Below are 19812 nucleotides of genomic sequence, written 5' to 3'. Positions count from 1 at the left end.
TGATGAAAAAGCAGCATGGACCCGCCTTTGTGCGCTGCCTGATACCGATTACCGAGTGCCCCTCCTGCAATGGTGCTGGCCTGATCCAGGGAGTCTTCCATCAACTCGAATGCATCGGCTGTCACTCATCCGGGTTCGTTCATGCCGAGACGCTGGAGCCGTTGCTGATGCAGGACCTGGTGATTCAGCTCGGTCTGAAGGTTCGCAACCTGGCTGCAAAGGTGAAGGCGCTCGACTGCTCGACAACCAGCGCTGAAGCCAGGCACTACCAACAAGACAACACGCGCGGCGCCGGCCGCACGACTTTCCGGGGGGATTGAGTCATGGGCATCTACAAAGACGTAATGAGCACACTGGTGCGGGTGCTGGCCGCCGACAACATCGACAACAGCACGAAGCAGTCATGGCAGAAGCTGATTGATGCCGATCTGCGCTCAGGTGGCACTGGCAGCACGTTGTCAGTGCGCGACAAGTTCGATTACGACTGCTGTCTCTACGCGCTCCTGCATCGTCAACTCGATCAGGCGCAGTGGGATGTTCTGGTGGCGAAGTACTCGACGCACAAGGCCAACAAGGTCGCCGCCATCGGCCGCCTGGTGTCCCGCATGGTGTCGCCGGCGCCTGAGCTGTTCGTTTACAAGGCGCTCACTGCCTGGGCAATCCCAAAGTTGAAGGGCGTGCAGACCGGCAAGCGCTCCACCGACATGATCGTGCTGCCCGCCGAGTTCTACGACATGAACACCTGGGACCTGGCCGGCTCGCCGGAGCGCACACGCCGCAACTGGCGCGGCGGAATTCACAAGCGCCTGGAGCAACTGGAAGAGGCTGCGGTGATCCGCGCGACCGAGATTTTCGATCTGGAAGAAATCTTCGTAGACGCCGCTTGACCGTGATGGCCAATTGGCCGTAAATTAACCCCATCATGTCGATCTTGCGCGTTATGAGAGACGACACCAAAGCCCAGCCACTCGCTGGGCTTTTTGCTTTCTACCGTTCTCAGAGCCTCGGCATTTGCCGGGGCTTTTTTGTTCATGGAGCAGTGCTTATGGCCGAGCCAAACACCGGCGCCCTTGCTGTGAGCGGCGTCGTCGCCAGCGTCGGCCTTGGTGCTGCCTTCCCTCAGATTGACCTTGCCGCTCTGGTAGGGGCATTCGGCGGGGCATTCTTTTACGTGGTGTTCGCCAAGGACATCAGCACCTGGCGCCGAGTCGGATATCTACTCGCGGGCTGGATCGGTGGCTACTTCGGTAGCGCGGAGCTGATGGGGTGGGCATGGACTAAAACTGCCGGTTTCAGTGGCTTTGTCTGTGGCGTCTTTTGCGTGGTCCTGTTCTCCAGTGTGCTCGAGTGGGTTCAGACCGGCGAGATGCCTCGATGGCTGCAATGGGTATTTCGCCGGTTTATCGGGAAGGAGGGCGCCTGATGGCTGCCATCGTTCAAGCGGCGCTTTGTGCGTCGATCTTCTTCATGATCGGCCTCCGCTACCGGCCATTTCCTGACTCCCGCTACAAGCTGTCGGTGTCGATCATGGCTTGGGCAGCATGCGCCATCACTGGCATGCAGTGCGTGAGCCTGGTCGGTCGGATGGTGATAGAGCACGACTTCGCCGATGCATCCTGGTTCAACACGGCGTTCTACTTCCTGGCCTCTGTCCTGGTGTTCAGGGCCAAGGGCAATGTGGCCCGCATCATTCGAGTTGAATAACCATGCCGTTACGACCGAAGAAGCCCTGCAGTGCGCTCGGCTGCAAGGCGTTGACGCGCAACCCTCGTTACTGTGATGAGCATGCTGACCTGGCCAAGTCACTCGCGGCGAAGCGCGTGGAGAGGCAGCGCGAGAGCAGTACCCAGCGAGGCTACGGATACAAGTGGCAGAAGGCGAGCAAGGGTTTCTTGGCCAAGCATCCGTTGTGCGCCGAGCATGACAGGCGTGGCGAGGTGGTTGCTGCTACCGACGTAGATCACATCGTTCCTCACAAGGGTGACATGGCCCTGTTCTGGGATCGGAGCAACTGGCAGTCGCTGTGCCACAGCTGTCACAGCTCGAAGACCGCACGCGAGGACGGCGGCTGGGGCAATGCACGGGGCGGCCACGGCAGAGGATGAAGCACGTCAATCGCGTGCCACGAAGGCTTGAGGCACGCCAACTCCCCGGTGTGGCACGTCACACCCCCGAGGGGGAGGGTCAAAAGTCTGGAGGTTTTTTCTTCTAGACCGTCCGCCCAATCGTTTTCTTACACCCGCGAAATTAAAAATTCAGGAGTTGCGCGATGGGAGGCACCGCCACGGTCGCCGGCCGTGGTCGCAAACCCAAGCCGACGGCCAAGAAACAGCTCGCCGGTAACCCAGGTAAGCGTGCGCTCAATACTGCTGAGCCTGAGTTCTCAAAGATCACTGACGTTGATCCGCCGGAGTGGTTGAGCGAGCGCGCCGCCGTTATGTGGAAAATGATTCTTCCCGAGTTGCTGCGCGAGAACGTCGTGGCTCTCACTGACCTGCACAACGTCGAGGCCTTCTGCACCGCCTATGACAACTGGCGTATGGCACAGGAGTCGATAAGGGAAAACGGAATTGTTGTGGCCGGCGCGACCGGTGGGCCGGTGAAGAATCCCGCGCTGACTGCGGCCAACGAAACGATGCGCCAGATGGTGACTTTCGGATCGCTGCTGGGCCTGGACCCGTCGAGCCGAACCCGGCTGATAGGCGGCAACAAGGACAAAGCCACCAACGAATTCGCCCAACTACTGAGCTCATAAATGACAAAAGCCCTGCACCCCAACGTCGACAAGGCGATGGCGTGGGGTCGGTCGTTGCTGCGTGGAAAGGTCCCGGCCTGCCGCTACATTCACCAGGCGGTACAGCGTCATTTCGACGACTTGGCCGCGAGTCGCAAGCGTGGCTACCGCTTCAAATTTGATCCGGCGAAGGCCGAGAAGAAACTGAAGCTGATTCAGCTACTGCCGCACACCAAAGGTGAATGGGCGTTCAAGCGTCAACTGATCACCCTGGAGCCATGGCAGCTGTTCGGCCTGGCCGTCACCTTTGGCTGGGTCAAGAAGAAGGGCGGTCACCGCCGATTCCGCGAAAGCTATTGGGAAGTACCGCGCAAGAACGGCAAGTCCGTGGTGGCCGGTGGTGTTGGCATCAGCATGTTCGTAGCCGACGGTGAGTTCGGCGCCGAGGTCTACTCTGGCGCAACCACGGAGAAGCAGGCGTGGGAAGTATTCCGGCCAGCCAAGTTGATGGTGAGCAAGTCGCCAATGCTGGTACAGGCTGCGGGTATCGAGGTGAATGCCTCGAACATGAACATCCCGTCCGACTTCAGTCGCTTCGAGCCGCTGATCGGCAACCCGGGCGACGGCGCTTCACCCAGCTGCGCGATCGTCGACGAATACCACGAGCACCCGACATCAGCCCAGTACGACACCATGCTCACCGGCATGGGCGCCCGGCGGCAGCCGCTGATGTTCATCATCACCACCGCCGGCGCCGATATCGAGGGGCCGTGCTACGACAAGCGTCGGCAAGTCATCGAAATGCTCGAAGGCACTGTGCCGGATGAGGAGCTGTTCGGTTGGATCTGGACCCTTGATGAGGGTGACGATTGGACCGATCCGAAGATGCTGGCCAAGGCCAATCCGAACCACGGCGTGTCGGTGTTCCAAGAATATCTGGAGAGTCAGCAGGCGCGGGCGATACGCTCGGCCCGATTTACCAACACGTTCAAAACGAAGCATCTGAACTTGTGGGTGAGCGCGAAGGCCGGCTTCTTCAACATGGAAGACTGGAAGTCCTGCGAAGACACCACGCTGACACTCGAGCAGTTCGAGGGTCAGGAATGGAATGCCGGTTTCGACCTGGCGCGAAAGCTGGACATGAACTCACGGGCGCGTCTGTTCTGGCGCGACATCGACGGAAAAACCCATTACTACAGCGTGGCTCCAAAGTTTTGGGTGCCTTACGACACCGCCTACAACACCGACAACAAGCGTATGTCGGAGCGATTCCAGGCATGGATCAACTCCGGGCATTTGGAGGTCACCGACGGCGCCGAGATCGACTACCGCGAGATCCTCGAGGACACAAAAGAGGCCAATCATCACGCACCGTTGCGGGAGTCCCCGATTGACCCCCACGGCGCTACGGGCCTGAGCCACGATCTCGACGACGAAGGCTTTACCCCGATCACAATCACGCAGAACTACACCAACATGTCGGACCCCATGAAAGAGCTGGAGGCGGCCATCACCGCCGGCCGGTTTCATCATGACGGTAATCCGATCATGACCTGGTGCATTGCGAACGTTATTGCCAAGTACCTGCCGGGCAACGATGACGTTGTTCGCCCAATCAAGCAGGGCGATGACAACAAGATCGACGGTGCCGTCGCGCTAATCATGGCTATTGGGCGGGTTCTGGCAAATCTGCATCCAGATGACACCCTTTCAGATCACATTTCCAAACACGGAATTCGCACCCTATGACCGAAGAAATCAAGGCTCCTAAGCTGGAGGCGCTCAAAGAAGCGTTGCCCGATCTCGTCGGCGTTCTTGGGTTGGCCCTGCTGACGCGCGGGCTTTGGGCATGGATGGGCGAACCGTTGGCGTTAAGTGTCTGTGGGTCGCTCCTGATTGCGCTGTCCGTTGTTTCGATAGTGCGGGGTGGCCGCTGATGCTTCGTTCACTCCTAGGTAGAAAAGGGAGCGCTCAAGTAGTCGATACGCCGGAGAAGCTGGCCCAGGCGTTGGGCGCAGGATACGAAAGCAATGCTGGCCAGCGTGTTACCACCACGAGCGCCCTGCAGCAGCTGGTTGTATTCAACTGCGTGAGGGTGCTGGCCGAGTCAATGGGGATGCTGCCTTGCCGGCTGCTGAAGCAAACAGGTCGAGTCCGTTTGCCGGCTACTTCGCATCGGCTCTACCCCCTAATCACAATGGCGCCGAACAGCTACATGACCGCCCAGGAGTTCTGGGAGTTGCTGGTGGTGTGTCTCTGTCTCCGAGGCAACTTTTACGCATACAAGGTCAAGGCGCTTGGCAACGTGGTAGAGCTCCTTCCGCTCAACCCTGACATCGTTACCCCCAAGCTCAAAGATGACTGGACGGTGGAGTACGCAGTCAACTTCAAGTCCGGTGCGAAAGTCCTCACTCAGGACGAGATTTGGCATGTCCGGCTGTTCACGCTGGATGGCCTGAACGGATTGAACCCCATTGCTTATGCGCGCCAAGCGCTCGGCTTAGGGCAGGCCATGGATGCTCACGCGGCCAAGCTTTTTACCAATGGGGCTGTTGCTAGCGGGGTGCTCTCGACTTCCGAGCAGTTAACTGATGCCGCTTTCGATCGCTTGAAGACGCAATTTCAAGGCGAGCACATGGGTGTGGCGAATGCCTACAAACCCATGATCCTGGAGATGGGCCTGGACTGGAAGCCGATCAGTCTGAACGCTCAGGACACTCAGTTCATTGAGTCGAAGAAACTGACCGAATCGCAAATCTGCGGTCTGTTCCGTGTGCCGCCTCACTTGGTGGCCAGCATGGAAAAAATGACGCTCAACAACATTGAACACATGGGCATGAGTTTCGTGAACTACTCGCTGGTTCCGATCATGACCCGCATCGAGCACCGAATCCAAGTCGGCCTGCTCAATGAGAAAGACCGTCTGACCCATTACGCCAAATTCAACGCGGGCGCCCTTATGCGTGGCGACCTGAAGGGGCGGTATGAGTCCTATGGCAAGGGCATCCAGTGGGGGATTTTGAGTCCCAACGATTGCCGCGAGCTGGAAGATGAGAATCCCCGAGAAGGCGGCGACATCTACCTCACCCCAATGAACATGACGACCAAACCAGAGGCTGCCGACGATGCAGACAAAACAGCGTCTTGACGTGCCGCTGACCATCAAGTCGGTCAGCGACAGCGGCGAGTTCGAAGGCTACGGGTCCGTGTTCGGAGTCGTCGATAGCTACAGCGACGTTGTTGTGCGCGGCGCGTTCGCGGCAAGTCTTGCCAGGTGGAAGGAAAAAGGCCGCCTGCCGGCGATGCTCTGGCAGCACAACATGAGCGAGCCGATCGGCATCTACACCGAAATGCGAGAGGACGACGTCGGCCTGTATGTCAAAGGCCGTCTTCTGGTAGAGGCGGATCCGCTGGCCAAGCGCGCGCACGGGCACATGAAAGCAGGAAGTCTTACCGGACTATCCATCGGCTACATGCTCGAGGACGGCGGCTACGACTATGACAAGGAAAAGGGCATTTGGCTGCTGAAGGCAATCGATCTGTGGGAGGTATCCCCGGTCACCTTCCCAGCCAACGACGAAGCCCGGATCACCGATGTGAAATCTCTGTTGGCCCGCGGCGAAACCCCGCCGCCCAGCAAAGTGGAGCGAGCCCTTCGAGAGGTTGGGTTTTCCGGCTCCCAAGCCAAGGCCTTCATGGCTAAGGGCTACGGCGCAGTTTCACCGCGAGAGGCGGATGCCGACGACGTACTGCAATCCCTCAAATCCCTGATTGATCGAATGTAAGGAGCCTCTCATGGCTGTGGAAAAGAAAGACATCGAAGACGTCGCTGAAGCCCTGGGCAAGAAGTTCGACGAGTTCAAAAAAACCAACGACAAACGTATCGAAGGCCTGGAAGAAGAAAAGGGTAAGTTGTCCGGTCAGGTCGATACGCTCAACGAAAAGCTGGGCGAGTTGGATGAACTGAAGAGCAACCTGGAAAAAGAGTTGCTCGCGCTCAAGCGTCCTGATGGCACGGGCACGAAAGAGGCCAGTGAGCACAAAACCGCATTTCTCCAGTTCGTTCGTAAAGGCATCGACACCGGGCTGGGCGATCTGCAGGCCAAGGCCTTGCAGATCGGCACCGAGGCAGACGGAGGCTATGCGGTGCCTGAAGAAATGGACCGCAACATCATCCAGCTGCTCCGCGATGCCTCGCCGATGCGCCAGGTTTGCAATCAGATCACGGTCGGCTCGCCGGACTACAAGCGACTGGTCGGTCTCGGCGGCGCGGGTTCTGGTTGGGTTGGCGAAACTGATGCGCGACCTGCAACTGGCACGCCCACCCTTGGGCAGATCTCAGCCTTCATGGGCGAGATTTATTCCAACCCTCAGGCCACCCAAACTAGTCTGGACGACATTTTCTTTAATGCCGAAACGTGGCTGAACGAAGAAGTTGCTCGTGAGTTCTCCGAGAAGGAAGGCAATGCGTTTCTCCTGGGTAATGGCACCAATAAGCCGAAAGGTCTGTTGGCATACCCATTACTGACCACTTCCGATGATGTCCGCGCGTTTGGCTCCCTGCAAAAGCTGGTTTCGGGCGCTGCAGGCGCCTTCAATGGCGACAAGTTGATCGACCTGATCCACTCGTTGAAGGCTGGCTATCGCGCTAACGGCAAGTTCATGATGGGCAACCTGACCGTTGCCTATGCGCGCAAATTGAAGGACAGCGACGGCAACTATCTCTGGCGTCCGGGCCTTGAAGCTGGTGCACCTTCGAGTCTGCTGGGTTATGGCATTGTCGAAAACGAAGACATGCCCGATGTCGCTGTCGACGCTAATGCCATCGTATTCGGCGACTTCAAGCGTGCCTACACCATCGTGGACCGTATCGGTACCCGCGTGCTGCGCGACCCCTACACCAACAAGCCATACGTTGGCTTCTACACCACCAAGCGCGTCGGCGGCATGCTGGTCGACTCCCAGGCCGTGAAGGTTCTGACCCTCAGCGCTGCGTAATCGTGGCGGGCGTCTTCGGGCGCCCGGACCGCAGGAGAGCACCATGCCAATTATCAATGTGACACAGTCGTTTCCCTTTGCGGTGGACGGCAACGAAGTTATTCAAATTGAAGTCGGCGAGCAGGAGGTTTCTGATCGTTGCGCACTGGTCGCCGTTGAGCATCTGGGGTTTGCCACATTGCTCGATGACGAAGGCGGTATCGAAACTGATCCGCTGAAAATGAAGATCGACGACCTTCGTGCTTGGCTGACCCAGAAGGGTATCGCTTTCGATCCGGCAGCGAAAAAGCCAGAACTGCAAGCCTTGGTGCCGACCGATGATTGATCTCATTGTCGTGAAAGCCCATTTGAAGGTCGATCACGACGACGAGGATCAGTTGATTCAGGGCTATACGGATGCGGCCCTGAGCGCCTTCGAATCCTGGACCAACAGGAAGTTGGTTTCGCCAGGCGAGGGGCTTCCGGATCCTGTCGGCAATGCGCTGATCATGAGCGATGCGATCAGGCAGGGCGCCTTGCTGCTTATCGGTCAGTGGTACGTCTACCGAGAGCCAGTGATCTCCAGCACAACGCAAATCTCTGAATTGCCAATGGCGACCACTGCGCTGTGGAAACCCCATCGTTGGTTCAATATTTAGAACATCGAGGTGAGCAATGGGTTATCGACCACCAGCAATCGGTGAGTTGAATCGCCGAGTAGCGGTGCGCCGACGATCCGACACACCAGCCTCCGATATGGGCCTGGATTCAAATTTCTCGGTTCTGCGTGGGGTATGGGCTCGGATAGAGCCGGTTGGAACCGCCGCTTACACGGATGGCGTTCAGGTCGACGTCAAAATCACGCACCGAATTTCGATGCGGCTGTTGAAAGGCATCACTGATGCACATGAAGTAGTGCATGTGCGTGCGGTCGCTGCTGGTGGTTATGAGGTTGTTCCCGACACGCCGCTGTATCGAGTCAAACGCTCAGCGGACATGAACGACTCAAGGCTTTTCACTCTTCTTGAAGTCGAAGAGCTCAGCCCTTCGCAATCGGGTGGAGGCATCTATGTCTAACTCCGCATCTATTGACGGCTACCTGCACGTCGAAGGTTTCGACAATTTCCAACGCGATGCCTTTGATAAGCGAAAGATCCGGGCCGGGATGCGCAAAGTCGGCCTCCTGATCACCCAGCGCGCACAGATGAACCTTGTGCTGGGCAAAGGCCAGGAAGGCTACCCGGTCAATCGCACCGGAGCGACAGTCGAGTCGGTCAGCTATAAGGTTTCCCGTTCTGGTTTCTTGGTCCGCATTTCCCCGACTAAAACGTCGGCGATGGAAGAGTTCTACCCGGCTTACCTGCACTACGGGGTGAAGAAGGGTAGGAAACTCGGGAAGCTGGCGCCGGGTAAGGGCAAGGGCAAATCCAATCGTCGTGCCGCTGGCATCCGCGCAGCTGCTGTTGCCGAGCGTGCCGCCGGCGAGTGGCGCATCAAACCCCGCGACAACTACATGGCCGACGCCCTTCAGGACTCGGCCTCGCAAGTCCAATCGATTCTTTCCGCTGCGTTCTCGAACGCGCTGGGCTGATCGCCTCCACGGAACCCCGCATGAAACTGAACCCCATCGTTGCCCATCTGCGGCTGACGTGTCCAACCTTTGCTGGTCGTGTGGCCGGTGGCATTGATTGGGACGCGGTAGTGGAAAGCGCACAGCTGCCGCTGCCTGCTGCCTACGTCATCGCCACGGCCGACGCAGCGAGCCCGAACAAAATACAGACCGGCGTCATCCAGGACATCACGGACCAGTTCAACGTGGTGGTTGTGCTCGACACGTCGGATGAGCGCGGCCAGGCGGATAACGATCTTCTGCACGATATTCGCGCCGAACTCTGGCGTTCCCTTGTGGGCTGGGAGCCTGCTCCGGAGTACACGCCAATCGAGTACGGCAAGGGGGCGCTGCTACATATCAGCCGCGCCCGGGTGGTTTACCAGTTCACTTTCTTCTCCGAGTTCCAGCTCGGTCGCAATCGTGAGGATCAGCCGCCCGAGACCTGGCACGAATGGGAACTGGACGGTTTGCCCGGTTTCACTGGGGCAAACATCAACATGGACTGCATTGATCCGGCAGACCCAAACCTGAAAAGACCCGGCCCGGACGGGCGCATCGAAGTTGCATTCACTGGAGACGTAACACCATGACCAAGCGCATCACTGTGGTGCCGGCCACTGGCCGCTCTGTGCCCGATCCGGAGGCTGGCGACCTGTTGCCTGTTGATGGCCGGGAAGTCCCTGACAATGCCTGGTGGCGCCGCCGCCTGGCTGACGGTGACGTCACTGCCAAGACCGCTGAAGCCCCATCCACCAAGGCCGGCAAGACGGCGCAACCCGAGGAAGGCAAATAATGGCTATCGGATTCAGCAACATTCCTGCCGATATCCGCGTCCCGCTTTTCTATGCGGAGATGGATAGCTCGGCGGCTAACACCGCGTCTTCTGCCATGCGCCGGCTGATCGTCGGGCAGGTGAACGACAACGCGACCAGCGAAAGCATCGGCAAGCTGGTGCTGGTGTCGAGTCTGGCAATTGCCAAGAGCATCGGCGGTGAAGGATCTATGCTCGCCGCGATGTACGAGGCCTGGCGCAAGTCAGATCCGATCGGCGAGGTCTGGTGCTTGCCCTTGCCGAAAGATACCGGCGTTGTCGCTGCCGGGACCGTGACAATCACCGGTACCGCCACCGAATCCGGCTTGCTCAACCTGTACATCGGCGGCGTGCGCGTGCAGTCCGTTGTGGCCTCGGCTGCGACTCCGACCGTGGCTGCGGCGGCGCTGGCGGTCAAGATCAACGCCACGCCGGATCTGCCCGTCACTGCTTCGGCGGCAGCTGGCGTCGTCACGCTCACTTGTAAATGGACGGGCGAAAGCGGTAACGACATCAGTGTGGCCATGAACCGCCTGGGCAAATCCAACGGCGAATCCACTCCGGCAGGCCTGACCGTTGTGGCCACCGCGATGACGGCCGGTGTCGGCACGCCTGACGCGATTGATGCGGTTGCAGCCTTGGGGGATGAGCCATTCGAATTCCTGTGCCAGCCGTGGTCCGACACGACCACGCTGAATGCCTGGAAGGATGCGATGGACGACAACACCGGCCGCTGGAGTTGGGCCAAACAGTTGTTTGGCCATGTCTACTCCGCCAAGCGTGGCACCGTCGGTACCTTGGTCGCCGCCGGCCAAGTGCGCAACGACCAGCACATGACCATCCAAGGCGTGGAGCCGGGTGTTCCGCAGCCGGTGTGGGTGCAGGCCGCCGCATTGGCCGCGCGCACTGCGGTGTTCATCTCTGCTGATGCCAGCCGTCCAACCCAGAGCGGCAGCATGCCGGGTCTGGATCCGGCGCCGGCGAGCGATCGCTTCACCCTGACAGAGCGTCAGTCGCTGCTGAACTACGGAATCGCCACGGCGTACTTCGAAGGCGGTTATGTGCGCGTCCAGCGCTCGATCACCACCTATCAGAAGAATGCCTACGGCCAGGCGGACAACTCGTACCTGGATAGCGAGACCATGCACCAGTCGGCGTTTATCGTGCGGCGCATGCAGAGCGTGATCACCAGCAAATACGGTCGCCACAAGCTGGCCAACGACGGCACCAAGTTCGGCGCGGGCCAGCCGATCGTTACCCCGGCCACCATCCGCGGGGAATTGATCGCCCAGTACGCCAAGCTCGAGCGGGAAGGGCATGTAGAAAATGCCGAGCTCTTTGCCGAGCACTTGATCGTCGAGCGAGATAGCAACGATCCGAGCCGGGTGAACGTGCTGTTCCCGCCCGACTACATCAACGGCCTGCGCATCTTTGCGTTGCTCAACCAGTTCCGCCTCCAGTACGACGAAGCGGCGTAACGCTCACCCTGAACACCCAGCCCGCCATTGAGCGGGCTTTTTCATTCTGGAGACGATGACCATGGGCGAAAAAGTAGCCGGTACCGTGTACGTGAAAGTAGACGGCACCCAGCTGACTGTCACTGGCAGCGCCGAGGCGCCGCTGATGGCCGTGAAACGAGAAACGGTTTATCCCGGTTTCTTCAAAGAGGAAGAGCTCGCGCCTTATCTGAAGATGACCGCGATCATGGGGCAGGGCTTCCCGCTCAAGGCTCTGATCAATGGCCGGGACATGACTGTCACCTGCGAATTCAACAACGGAAATGTCTACGTGCTGTCCGGCGCGTACCTGGTCGATGAGCCTTCTTTCAAGGCGGACGACGGTACGGTTGAACTGCAATTCGATGGTGTGAACGGGAGTTGGCAATGAGTGATTCGGTGAAGTTGCAGGTTGCGATCGAGGCCCACGGTGAGTCGGTCACCGAACTGACCATGCGCCGCCCGACGGTGCAGGAAGTACGGGCCATCAAAGCGCTGCCGTACAAGATCGACAAGAACGAAGAAGTCAGCCTGGACATGGATGTCGCTGCCAAATACATCGCCGTGTGCGCCGGCATCCCGCCGTCGTCGGTGAATCAGCTCGACCTTGCTGACCTCAACTCGCTGAGCTGGGCGGTGGCCAGTTTTTTCATGAGTGCGGCGTCGACTCCATCAGCGACCTGATCGCCGTCGCTTACGACCTAGCGTGGTTCTGGAAGACGGACCCGGAGCAGATGCTGGCGCGTCCCCTTGACGTCCTCCGGGAATCCCTTGAGCACGCTCAACGAATCAACAGACTCCAGCAGGTGTAGTGATGGCGGACAAGTTTCAGCTCAAGGCGTTGATCACCGGCGTCGACAAGCTGTCGCCGACGCTGGCCGGGATCCGCAAAAACGTCGCAGGGTTCCGCAAGCAGCTCGAAAGCACCGGCCTCGGCAAGATCAATTTTCAGGATGTGGTGCAGGGTGGGGCGTTTGCAGCCCCATTCATCGCCGGGGCGAAGGCCGCTATCGATTTTGAATCGTCGATGGCGGACGTGAAGAAGGTCGTGAACTTCGACACGCCGCAGCAGTTCCAGCAGATGAGCAAGGATGTGCTTGATCTATCCGAGAAAATGCCGATGGCTGCCAGCGGTATTGCCGCCATTGTCGCGGCGGGTGGTCAGGCCGGCTTTGCCGCTGGTGAACTTCGACAGTTCGCCGAGGATGCGGTGAAGATGGGCATTGCCTTCGACCAGACGGCAGAACAATCCGGCGACATGATGGCGAAGTGGCGGACGTCCTTCAAACTCACCCAGCCAGAAGTGGTGGCCCTGGCTGACAAGATCAATTACCTGAGCAACACCGGCCCATCGTCAGCCGCACAGATTGCTGACATCGTCACCCGTATCGGCCCGCTCGGGAAAATAGCGGGCTTGGCTTCTGGGCAGATCGCAGCAATGGGCGCGACCCTGGCTGGCGTTGGCGTGCCGAGTGAAGTTGCGGCCACCGGCCTGAAAAACTTCATGCTGGCGCTGACCAAAGGCAAGGCGGCCACCAAGGAACAAACCCAAGCATTCAAGTCGCTCAGGCTCGACGTGCAGAAGGTTTCGCTGGGCATGCAGAAAGACGCCCAGGGCACCATGCTTGATGTGCTGCAGCGGGTAGCGCAAGTGGCACCCGAGAAGCAGGCAGGCCTCCTGACTCAGTTGTTCGGATCTGAGTCGGTCACAGCCATCGCTCCACTGCTGACCAACCTCGATCTTTTGAAAAAGAGCTTCTCCGATGTCGGTGCCGGTGCTGGGTTCGCCGGATCAATGACCAAGGAATACGAGGCTCGTTCGGCGACCACGGCGAATGCGCTGCAATTGATGCGCAACCGTGTCACCCGCCTGGGCATCGAAATCGGCAACGCGCTGCTGCCGCCACTCAACGACGTTCTGACCCTGATGGGGCCGATCGTAAGTCAGATATCCGAGTTTGCTGCCGCGAATCCCGGTCTGGTTAAAGGGATTCTCGGCGCTGGCCTAGCCTTCGGCGCCTTAAAGCTGGCAGTGATGGGAAGCATCATTGCCATGAGGCTGTTCGACGCCGCTACTAAAATTTCGCCGGTCGGTTTGATCATTCGCGGACTCGCGCTTGCGGCCGGCCTACTCATAGCTAACTGGCAGAAGGTGGCCCCGTTCTTCTCCGCTCTATGGGGATTGATCAAAGCGGTTGCGCAGAGAGCGCAGCTGGCATGGGAGAAATTCACCCAAACCAGTCCCGTGCTCGCCAAGGCTATGATGGGTGCCGCTGCGGGCTTCATTGCAATGCGCGTCGCTATGCTGGCGGCAAGCGTCGCCGGGAAGATCTTCAGCATCACCCTTGCCGTTGTGCGTGGCGCGGTGATTGCCGCAACAGTAGCCACGCGTATTTTCAACCTGGTGGCAAAGGCGAACCCCTTCGTCCTGATTGCCAGCTTGATCGCGATGGCCGCCGGCGCGTTGATTGCCAACTGGGAGCCGGCACTGCAATGGTTCAAGGATGCATGGGACAAGATCAGTGGATGGGTCAAGTCAATCATGGGTGCCTTCGGCATGGTCGGTGATGCTGGCGTAGACGGCGCAGTGAACAGCGCAACCAATGCCGTCAACAACCTGACCATGCAGGTGGCTCCGGCCCGAGCTGGTAATGGTGATGGCACGCTGCTGCGGCCGCGTCCGGAGGGCGAGCGCTGGTCACCGCAAGGCGACTCGCTGGTTCAGAACGCCATGGCCGCCAGTCAACCAAAGCTGCAGGGAGAGTTGGTGATGCGCTTTGAGAATCCGCCGCCGGGCCTTCAGGTCGACAAGCCACAAACCAATCAGCCGGGGCTGAACATCAAGCCCAACGTAGGCACCCGAACCGTGGGTGTGATGAGGCCATAAATGGATCAGACATGGCGTGATCAAATGCTGCCGGCGTCGTTCCGGGGGATCCGTTTCTTGATCCCTCAGGCTTCTGTTCCGGTCGGCATGAAAGTACAGCTGCACGAGTTTCCGCAACGCGACAAGCCCTATGCCGAGCAAATGGGCAAACAGGCTCAGGTCCACCGGCTGGTTTGTTGGATCATCGGCGACGACTGCTTCGAGCGCCGCGACAAATTCATGGAGGCCGTACAGACGCCGGGCGCCGGCGAGCTGGTGCACCCTTGGCTGGGCCGCATGCAGGTCAAAGCCGGTGAAGCCGAGTTGACGCACGACTTCAAGCAGGGCGGCATGGCGGCTTTCGCGGTGACGTTCTACCCGGACACCCCGCTGAAGTTTCCCACAGCGAAGGTCAACACCCAGCAGCAGGTGGTCAAGGCTTCCGACAGCCTTTTGGACTCAGCGCTGGCGCGGTACAAGGCTGCGATGGCCAAGGTGGATCAAGCCCGCCTGGGGTTGGCCCGCCTGCGCAACAGTCTGTCCGGCGTGTATACGGTAATTCAGCAAAACTTCGCTTCGATCTTCGGCGTATTCACCAACCTGACCGGCTTCGTGCAGTCGTTGATGAATGCCCCCGACTCACTGTCGTCGCTGTTCTCCAGCTACTTCAGTGAGTTTTCGGTCGATGATTACCTGGGAAATGATTCCGGTTCGACCTACCGCGGCACGGTCGCCGCGGCGACGCAGCAAACGGAGGCTGTTGCGAGCATCAATACTGTCAGCCAGGCCGGTGGCGTGGATGCTGCGGCAGCATCGCAAGCAACTGCGAACCTCGTTCAGGACGCGTTGCTGGTGCAGATCGCACTGATGATCAGCGAGATGCCGGTCACATCGCAGCCGGTGTCGTCTGTAGCGGTGCCATCTGTGGACCAGCAAGCGCTCCAGCCGATCTCTCGGCCGGATGTGCCCGTAGCTGACGATGTGCTCGAACTGCGCGACAACCTCAACGAGGCGATCTTCGATGCATCGCTGAAGGCCGACTCTGACCATTACGTGGCGCTGAACAGCCTGCGACAGACTCTGGTCGCGCACCTCACTGCGGTGGCCACGTCGGGTGTCCGCCTGGTGGAAATCACTCCACCCGAAACCCTGTCGGCTCTGGTCTTGGCTTATCGCCGGTTTGGAGATGCCACCCGCGCGACGGAGGTCGTTCAACGCAATCGCCTGCGGCACCCGGGTTTCGTGCCGGCGCTGCCACTGCAAATCGCCCAGAGGTAACCCATGGAAGAGATCAACGCTGTCAGCCTCACGGTTGACGGCCTGGATTACGTTGGCTGGAAATCGGTGGAAATCTCTGCCGGGCTTGAGGACCAGGCCCGTTCATTCAACCTCGGCATCACCTGGAAGTGGCCAGGACAGATTGAACCGCTGCCGATAAAACAGGGAGCCAAGTGCCAGGTGCGGATCGGCGATGAGCTGGTACTGACCGGTTGGGTGTTTGCTACGCCCATCAGTTACGACCACCAGCAGATCACCACCAGTATCACCGGCCGCTCGTTGACCGCAGACCTGGTGGACGCCGCGGCTATCAACAAGCCGGGGCAGTGGAACAATCAGAGCGTGCTGTCGATCGTCCGCGCGCTGGCATCGCCATACGGCATCCGGGTCCGCAGCGAGATTCCCGAGGGGGGCAAACTTTCGGATCACACGATAGAGCCGGGGGAGACGGCCTTCGAATCAATCGACCGCCTGCTGACGTTGTTCCGAGTTTTCTCCACGGACGATGCCCGGGGCATGGCGGTCCTGGCCAAGCCAGGCAGTGAAATTCGCGCATTCGACGCACTGGAGGTTGGCAAAAACATCCTCACCGGCGACGCGCCGCTGGATTTCTCGGCCGTGTTTTCCGAATACCAGGTGCTTGGCCAGAAAAGCGGGACGGATGAAGAGTTCGGCGCGGACGCTGCCGAGGTGTCAGCCGTGGTGGCGGATCCGAGAATGACGCGCAAGCGCGTCATGATCATCCAAGAGTCCGGTCAGATGACCAACGAACTGGCGCAGGCCAGGGCGAACTGGGAGCGTGGCACCCGCATGGGCAAAGCGCTCACCACAACCTATACGGTACAGGGCTGGCGGCAATCCAGCGGCGCGCTGTGGAAACACAATTCCCTGGTGCGCGTGATCGACCCCATTATTGGGTTCGACCGAATTATGCTTATCGCCAGGGTGACCTACACACTGAACGAAAGCGGCATGATCGCGAAGCTAGAAGTCGGCCCGCCAGATGGCTTCGAGCCGGAACCGCATGACCCGCACAAAAACCGCAAGCTGAAGAAAGGCGGCCCGGGCGACAACTTCGAATATCTCATCCCCGCAGACTACGAGCCAAAAAAATGAGCCTGAAAAGCATGATGGCCCGCGGCACCGTGGTGCTGGCGGCTGCCGGAAAGATGATGCAGTCGCTGCAGGTCAAGCTGACGGCCGGTGAATTGAAGGACAGCGTCGAGCATTTCGAGCCCTACGGATTCACCAGCAACCCGAAGGCAGGCGCCGAAGTGCTCACTATGTTTCTCGGCGGCGACCGCTCCCACGCCGTGGTGCTGGTTGCCGCCGACCGCCGGTACCGGATCAAAGAATTGCAGCCTGGAGAAGTGGCGATCTACACCGATGAGGGCGACAAGGTGCATTTCAAGCGCGGCCGCGTCATCGACATTGAGACCCAGACGCTGAACATCAAGGCCACCGCCTCCGTGAACTTTGATACGCCGCTGATCACCCAGACGGGGCAGATCGTTTCCGACGGCGACCAGGTGGCCGGAGGCGTCAGCCAGATCGAACACGTCCACACCAATGTCCAGGTCGGCAGCAGTCAGAGCGGGCCTCCCGCCACGGGGGCTTGATGATTATTTCTGATGATCGCGAAGCCGCCCTGACCCGCGCCGTGCTGATTAGCCTATTCACCTGGCGCCGCGCCGAGACAGATGACCCGGTCGATGATGAGGAGCTGTATGGCTGGTGGGGCGATAGCTACCCAGTTATCGCGAATGACCGCATCGGCTCCCGTCTCTGGCTGTTGCGACGGGTAAAGTTGACCGATGCCACGCAGCGTGACGCCGAATTCTATGCCAATGAGGCGCTCCGATGGATGCTCGATGAAGGTCACGCAATCTCGCTTGAGATCACCAGCGAGAAGCACGACATCAATCGGCTGAACCTCATTGTCATCCTGACGATCCCGGGCGGTACCCGTGTGGAAATCAAATCACTCTCTTCCTGGCAGGTGATCTATGCCGTTTGAAACCCCTTCGCTTCCGGTGCTGATTGGCAGGACGCAAAGTGATCTGGCCAGCGATGCCCTACGTCGCTCTGACGCGCAGGTTCTGGCCCGCACCCTGAGCGGTACCGCTTATGGGCTGTACGGTTATCTCGATTGGATCGCCGAGCAGATCCTCCCGGACAGAGCCGATGAAGAAACGTTGGAGCGCATAGCGGTGCTTCGCCTCAATCAACCGCGTAAACCTTCGCAGCCATCGGAGGGCATGGCGAATTTCGTAGCAGCCGCGGGGGTCGTGCTTGATGCCGACGAAATCCTTCAAGCCTCTGATGGTCGCAAGTACCGGGTAACCGTGGGCGTGACCACTGTTGGTGGGCTGAACGTTGCATCGATTGCTGCGGTTGATGCTGGAACGCTCGGCAATGCGGACCCCGGGCTGGAACTCACCTTGGTGCAGCCGGTATCCGGTGTGACCAATCTGTTCACGGTGATCGCTCCCGGCCTTGTCGGCGGCATTGCGCGAGAGAGTGTCGAGTCGCTGCGCGCCCGAGTCATTCGCTCCTACAGAGTCATTCCGCACGGTGGCTCTGCTGACGATTATGAAACATGGGCACTGGAGGTGCCGGGTATCACTCGCGCCTGGTGCCGCGGTAACTACCTCGGCCCCGGGACCGTAGGCCTATTTGTGATGCGCGATAACGACCTGGTGACTGTTCCCAATCCTACACAACTGCAGGAAGTGAAGGATTACATCGAGCTGCTACGTCCTGTGACGGCGGAGTTGTATGTGCTCGCTCCTACAGAGAAACCGGTGCTTTACAGCATTCATCCCGTACCTGACACCAGCGCCGTTCGCGCTGCCATCCAGGCCGAGCTGATCGACCTGCACGAACGCGAGGCAGGTTTGGGTGAGACGCTGCTGATCAGTCATATCCGTGAAGTCATCAGTGGTGCTGCTGGTGAGACTGATCACTCCCTGACCACACCTGCGGCGAACGTTATGGCCAATCCCAATGAGTTGCTGACCTTTGGGGGTATCACATGGCTGTAGCGCGAACCGCTGATCAGTACCGCCGGCAACTGCGCGGGCTCCTGCCAGCAGGGCCTGCTTGGGATCCGGAGTTGGTGCCAGAAATTGACCTTGTGCTGTCCGGGGTGGCTGTCGAGTTTTCGCGCCTCGATGCGCGTGCTGTCGCGTTGCTGAACGAGATGGATCCTGCTGGCGTGAGCGAACTGGTTCCCGATTGGGAAGCAGTGATGAATCTGCCTGATCCGTGCCTGGGTTCGAATCCTGCCTTTGAAGATCGAAGGCTTGCTGTGAGGCGCCGCCTCGTTGAGGTAGGCGGCCAGAGCCGGGCGTATTTCATCGAGATCGCGGTGAGCCAGGGTTACCCCGACGCGACCATCACTGAACACCGAGCGCCCCGTATGGGGCGTTCTCGTTTTGGCTCGGCCCACTTCGGTACCTGGCACGCCCAATTTATGTGGACGCTCAATAGCGGAGGCCGGCAGCGGCAGGGCAGACGCTTTGGCGTGAGCTATTGGGGGGAGCGCTTCGGCAAGAACCCAGGTAATCCCCTGGAGTGCTCGATCCGCCGACCGGCGCCGGCGCACACCGTAGTGCATATCAATTATGACTGAGAGGTAAGAACGTGGATTTTCCGATAAGCGTTCCCAGCATTGGACTGGTGGGTGGCAAGTTTGCAGATGAAGATCCGTTGGCGGGCACGCCCGGATCGCTGATTCCGGCACAGTGGGGCAATGCGGTCACGGAGGAAGTGCTCAACGTGATCACGGCGGCGGGGCTCGCGCCCGATGAAGAGAATAACGCCCAGCTATTAGCGGCGATTCGAAGCATTGTTGGAGGTGGGCGTCTCGTTGGTACTCAAATCTTCAAAATAGCTGGGACCTCAACGTACACGCCTACCCCGGGAACGAAATCGGTAATTGTCGAAATGGTGGGTGGTGGAGGTGGAAGCGGGGGGGTCGCAGCAACTGCCGCAGGAACCGTCGCTGCGTCTACAGGAGGTGGTTCAGCTGCATAT

27 protein-coding genes are annotated in these 19812 nt (G+C 59.4%); all 27 read left to right on the top strand.

Going from position 1 to position 19812, the window contains the following annotated elements; translation table 11 throughout:
- Nucleotides 1-2 precede the first annotated feature (2 nt).
- The 27 genes from HNO86_RS00665 (at nt 3) to HNO86_RS00535 (ending at nt 19408) form a co-directional block, all read left to right on the top strand.
- Nucleotides 3-320, top strand: coding sequence for a hypothetical protein (locus HNO86_RS00665; RefSeq protein ID WP_175375103.1), 318 nt, complete (start codon nt 3-5; stop codon nt 318-320).
- Between the two features lie 3 nt (nt 321-323).
- Complete coding sequence (locus HNO86_RS00660) at nt 324-887, top strand: hypothetical protein (protein WP_175375102.1); 564 nt, start codon at nt 324-326, stop codon at nt 885-887.
- Nucleotides 888-1045: 158 nt separating this feature from the next.
- On the top strand, nt 1046-1423 hold the full coding sequence (locus HNO86_RS00655) for a putative holin (protein ID WP_175375101.1): 378 nt from the start codon (nt 1046-1048) through the stop codon (nt 1421-1423).
- On the top strand, nt 1423-1704 hold the full coding sequence (locus HNO86_RS00650; protein WP_175375100.1) for a phage holin family protein: 282 nt from the start codon (nt 1423-1425) through the stop codon (nt 1702-1704). The genes HNO86_RS00655 and HNO86_RS00650 overlap by 1 nt, the downstream gene beginning before the upstream one ends.
- A 2-nt stretch (nt 1705-1706) precedes the next feature.
- Entirely contained in the window at nt 1707-2105 is a 399-nt protein-coding gene (locus HNO86_RS00645) for an HNH endonuclease (protein ID WP_175375099.1), read from the top strand.
- 164 nt (nt 2106-2269) lie between these two features.
- Nucleotides 2270-2755 carry a phage terminase small subunit P27 family gene (locus HNO86_RS00640; protein WP_175375098.1) on the top strand — a complete coding sequence of 162 codons (486 nt, stop codon included), beginning with the start codon at nt 2270-2272 and terminating at the stop codon, nt 2753-2755.
- Entirely contained in the window at nt 2756-4483 is a 1728-nt protein-coding gene (locus HNO86_RS00635) for a terminase large subunit (RefSeq protein WP_175375097.1), read from the top strand.
- Entirely contained in the window at nt 4480-4671 is a 192-nt protein-coding gene (locus HNO86_RS00630) for a hypothetical protein (RefSeq protein WP_175375096.1), read from the top strand. Before HNO86_RS00635 ends, HNO86_RS00630 begins: the two co-directional genes overlap by 4 nt.
- A complete protein-coding gene (locus HNO86_RS00625; RefSeq protein WP_175375095.1) occupies nt 4671-5882 on the top strand; it encodes a phage portal protein in 1212 nt (403 codons plus the stop codon). The genes HNO86_RS00630 and HNO86_RS00625 overlap by 1 nt, the downstream gene beginning before the upstream one ends.
- Nucleotides 5860-6519 (top strand): HK97 family phage prohead protease, encoded by a 660-nt coding sequence (locus HNO86_RS00620; protein ID WP_175375094.1) that lies wholly within the window; start codon nt 5860-5862, stop codon nt 6517-6519. The genes HNO86_RS00625 and HNO86_RS00620 overlap by 23 nt, the downstream gene beginning before the upstream one ends.
- Nucleotides 6520-6529: 10 nt before the next feature.
- A complete protein-coding gene (locus HNO86_RS00615) occupies nt 6530-7732 on the top strand; it encodes a phage major capsid protein (protein ID WP_175375093.1) in 1203 nt (400 codons plus the stop codon).
- Between the two features lie 43 nt (nt 7733-7775).
- Nucleotides 7776-8057 carry a HeH/LEM domain-containing protein gene (locus HNO86_RS00610; RefSeq protein ID WP_175375092.1) on the top strand — a complete coding sequence of 94 codons (282 nt, stop codon included), beginning with the start codon at nt 7776-7778 and terminating at the stop codon, nt 8055-8057.
- Nucleotides 8050-8370: a head-tail connector protein gene (locus tag HNO86_RS00605; protein WP_175375091.1), complete on the top strand. Its 321-nt coding sequence runs from the start codon at nt 8050-8052 to the stop codon at nt 8368-8370. Before HNO86_RS00610 ends, HNO86_RS00605 begins: the two co-directional genes overlap by 8 nt.
- Before the next feature lie 16 nt (nt 8371-8386).
- Nucleotides 8387-8788: a head-tail adaptor protein gene (locus HNO86_RS00600; protein ID WP_175375090.1), complete on the top strand. Its 402-nt coding sequence runs from the start codon at nt 8387-8389 to the stop codon at nt 8786-8788.
- Entirely contained in the window at nt 8781-9302 is a 522-nt protein-coding gene (locus HNO86_RS00595; RefSeq protein ID WP_175375089.1) for a hypothetical protein, read from the top strand. The genes HNO86_RS00600 and HNO86_RS00595 overlap by 8 nt, the downstream gene beginning before the upstream one ends.
- A 20-nt stretch (nt 9303-9322) precedes the next feature.
- On the top strand, nt 9323-9913 hold the full coding sequence (locus HNO86_RS00590) for a hypothetical protein (protein WP_175375088.1): 591 nt from the start codon (nt 9323-9325) through the stop codon (nt 9911-9913).
- Nucleotides 9910-10116 (top strand): DUF2635 domain-containing protein, encoded by a 207-nt coding sequence (locus tag HNO86_RS00585; RefSeq protein WP_175375087.1) that lies wholly within the window; start codon nt 9910-9912, stop codon nt 10114-10116. Before HNO86_RS00590 ends, HNO86_RS00585 begins: the two co-directional genes overlap by 4 nt.
- On the top strand, nt 10116-11612 hold the full coding sequence (locus HNO86_RS00580; RefSeq protein WP_175375086.1) for a phage tail sheath subtilisin-like domain-containing protein: 1497 nt from the start codon (nt 10116-10118) through the stop codon (nt 11610-11612). The genes HNO86_RS00585 and HNO86_RS00580 overlap by 1 nt, the downstream gene beginning before the upstream one ends.
- Nucleotides 11613-11673: 61 nt before the next feature.
- Nucleotides 11674-12021, top strand: coding sequence for a phage tail tube protein (locus HNO86_RS00575; protein ID WP_175375085.1), 348 nt, complete (start codon nt 11674-11676; stop codon nt 12019-12021).
- The gene (locus tag HNO86_RS00570) at nt 12018-12314 is read left to right on the top strand and encodes a phage tail assembly protein (RefSeq protein ID WP_175375084.1); all 297 of its coding nucleotides are present in this window, start codon (nt 12018-12020) and stop codon (nt 12312-12314) included. Before HNO86_RS00575 ends, HNO86_RS00570 begins: the two co-directional genes overlap by 4 nt.
- Before the next feature lie 130 nt (nt 12315-12444).
- Nucleotides 12445-14517: a phage tail tape measure protein gene (locus HNO86_RS00565; protein ID WP_175375083.1), complete on the top strand. Its 2073-nt coding sequence runs from the start codon at nt 12445-12447 to the stop codon at nt 14515-14517.
- Nucleotides 14518-14541: 24 nt separating this feature from the next.
- Nucleotides 14542-15774, top strand: coding sequence for a DNA circularization protein (locus HNO86_RS00560; RefSeq protein WP_256672524.1), 1233 nt, complete (start codon nt 14542-14544; stop codon nt 15772-15774).
- Between the two features lie 3 nt (nt 15775-15777).
- Nucleotides 15778-16890: a phage baseplate assembly protein gene (locus HNO86_RS00555; protein ID WP_175375081.1), complete on the top strand. Its 1113-nt coding sequence runs from the start codon at nt 15778-15780 to the stop codon at nt 16888-16890.
- Nucleotides 16887-17393, top strand: a complete 507-nt coding sequence (locus HNO86_RS00550) for a phage baseplate assembly protein V (RefSeq protein WP_175375080.1) — start codon at nt 16887-16889, stop codon at nt 17391-17393. The genes HNO86_RS00555 and HNO86_RS00550 overlap by 4 nt, the downstream gene beginning before the upstream one ends.
- Entirely contained in the window at nt 17393-17791 is a 399-nt protein-coding gene (locus HNO86_RS00545) for a phage GP46 family protein (RefSeq protein ID WP_175375079.1), read from the top strand. The genes HNO86_RS00550 and HNO86_RS00545 overlap by 1 nt, the downstream gene beginning before the upstream one ends.
- The gene (locus HNO86_RS00540) at nt 17781-18818 is read left to right on the top strand and encodes a baseplate J/gp47 family protein (protein WP_175375078.1); all 1038 of its coding nucleotides are present in this window, start codon (nt 17781-17783) and stop codon (nt 18816-18818) included. The genes HNO86_RS00545 and HNO86_RS00540 overlap by 11 nt, the downstream gene beginning before the upstream one ends.
- Complete coding sequence (locus tag HNO86_RS00535; RefSeq protein ID WP_175375077.1) at nt 18809-19408, top strand: YmfQ family protein; 600 nt, start codon at nt 18809-18811, stop codon at nt 19406-19408. Before HNO86_RS00540 ends, HNO86_RS00535 begins: the two co-directional genes overlap by 10 nt.
- The last annotated feature ends 404 nt before the right edge of the window (nt 19409-19812 follow it).

It is taken from the genome of Pseudomonas sp. C1C7, from assembly GCF_013359595.1.
GTDB lineage: Bacteria > Pseudomonadota > Gammaproteobacteria > Pseudomonadales > Pseudomonadaceae > Aquipseudomonas.
This window is presented reverse-complemented; position numbering and strand designations above follow the sequence as displayed.

Coding starts and splice junctions, on each gene's coding strand:
- HNO86_RS00665 (WP_175375103.1), top strand. CDS start 3: ATGAAAAAGCAGCATGGACCCGCCTTTGTGCGCTGCCTGATACCGATT.
- HNO86_RS00660 (WP_175375102.1), top strand. CDS start 324: ATGGGCATCTACAAAGACGTAATGAGCACACTGGTGCGGGTGCTGGCC.
- HNO86_RS00655 (WP_175375101.1), top strand. CDS start 1,046: ATGGCCGAGCCAAACACCGGCGCCCTTGCTGTGAGCGGCGTCGTCGCC.
- HNO86_RS00650 (WP_175375100.1), top strand. CDS start 1,423: ATGGCTGCCATCGTTCAAGCGGCGCTTTGTGCGTCGATCTTCTTCATG.
- HNO86_RS00645 (WP_175375099.1), top strand. CDS start 1,707: ATGCCGTTACGACCGAAGAAGCCCTGCAGTGCGCTCGGCTGCAAGGCG.
- HNO86_RS00640 (WP_175375098.1), top strand. CDS start 2,270: ATGGGAGGCACCGCCACGGTCGCCGGCCGTGGTCGCAAACCCAAGCCG.
- HNO86_RS00635 (WP_175375097.1), top strand. CDS start 2,756: ATGACAAAAGCCCTGCACCCCAACGTCGACAAGGCGATGGCGTGGGGT.
- HNO86_RS00630 (WP_175375096.1), top strand. CDS start 4,480: ATGACCGAAGAAATCAAGGCTCCTAAGCTGGAGGCGCTCAAAGAAGCG.
- HNO86_RS00625 (WP_175375095.1), top strand. CDS start 4,671: ATGCTTCGTTCACTCCTAGGTAGAAAAGGGAGCGCTCAAGTAGTCGAT.
- HNO86_RS00620 (WP_175375094.1), top strand. CDS start 5,860: ATGCAGACAAAACAGCGTCTTGACGTGCCGCTGACCATCAAGTCGGTC.
- HNO86_RS00615 (WP_175375093.1), top strand. CDS start 6,530: ATGGCTGTGGAAAAGAAAGACATCGAAGACGTCGCTGAAGCCCTGGGC.
- HNO86_RS00610 (WP_175375092.1), top strand. CDS start 7,776: ATGCCAATTATCAATGTGACACAGTCGTTTCCCTTTGCGGTGGACGGC.
- HNO86_RS00605 (WP_175375091.1), top strand. CDS start 8,050: ATGATTGATCTCATTGTCGTGAAAGCCCATTTGAAGGTCGATCACGAC.
- HNO86_RS00600 (WP_175375090.1), top strand. CDS start 8,387: ATGGGTTATCGACCACCAGCAATCGGTGAGTTGAATCGCCGAGTAGCG.
- HNO86_RS00595 (WP_175375089.1), top strand. CDS start 8,781: ATGTCTAACTCCGCATCTATTGACGGCTACCTGCACGTCGAAGGTTTC.
- HNO86_RS00590 (WP_175375088.1), top strand. CDS start 9,323: ATGAAACTGAACCCCATCGTTGCCCATCTGCGGCTGACGTGTCCAACC.
- HNO86_RS00585 (WP_175375087.1), top strand. CDS start 9,910: ATGACCAAGCGCATCACTGTGGTGCCGGCCACTGGCCGCTCTGTGCCC.
- HNO86_RS00580 (WP_175375086.1), top strand. CDS start 10,116: ATGGCTATCGGATTCAGCAACATTCCTGCCGATATCCGCGTCCCGCTT.
- HNO86_RS00575 (WP_175375085.1), top strand. CDS start 11,674: ATGGGCGAAAAAGTAGCCGGTACCGTGTACGTGAAAGTAGACGGCACC.
- HNO86_RS00570 (WP_175375084.1), top strand. CDS start 12,018: ATGAGTGATTCGGTGAAGTTGCAGGTTGCGATCGAGGCCCACGGTGAG.
- HNO86_RS00565 (WP_175375083.1), top strand. CDS start 12,445: ATGGCGGACAAGTTTCAGCTCAAGGCGTTGATCACCGGCGTCGACAAG.
- HNO86_RS00560 (WP_256672524.1), top strand. CDS start 14,542: ATGCTGCCGGCGTCGTTCCGGGGGATCCGTTTCTTGATCCCTCAGGCT.
- HNO86_RS00555 (WP_175375081.1), top strand. CDS start 15,778: ATGGAAGAGATCAACGCTGTCAGCCTCACGGTTGACGGCCTGGATTAC.
- HNO86_RS00550 (WP_175375080.1), top strand. CDS start 16,887: ATGAGCCTGAAAAGCATGATGGCCCGCGGCACCGTGGTGCTGGCGGCT.
- HNO86_RS00545 (WP_175375079.1), top strand. CDS start 17,393: ATGATTATTTCTGATGATCGCGAAGCCGCCCTGACCCGCGCCGTGCTG.
- HNO86_RS00540 (WP_175375078.1), top strand. CDS start 17,781: ATGCCGTTTGAAACCCCTTCGCTTCCGGTGCTGATTGGCAGGACGCAA.
- HNO86_RS00535 (WP_175375077.1), top strand. CDS start 18,809: ATGGCTGTAGCGCGAACCGCTGATCAGTACCGCCGGCAACTGCGCGGG.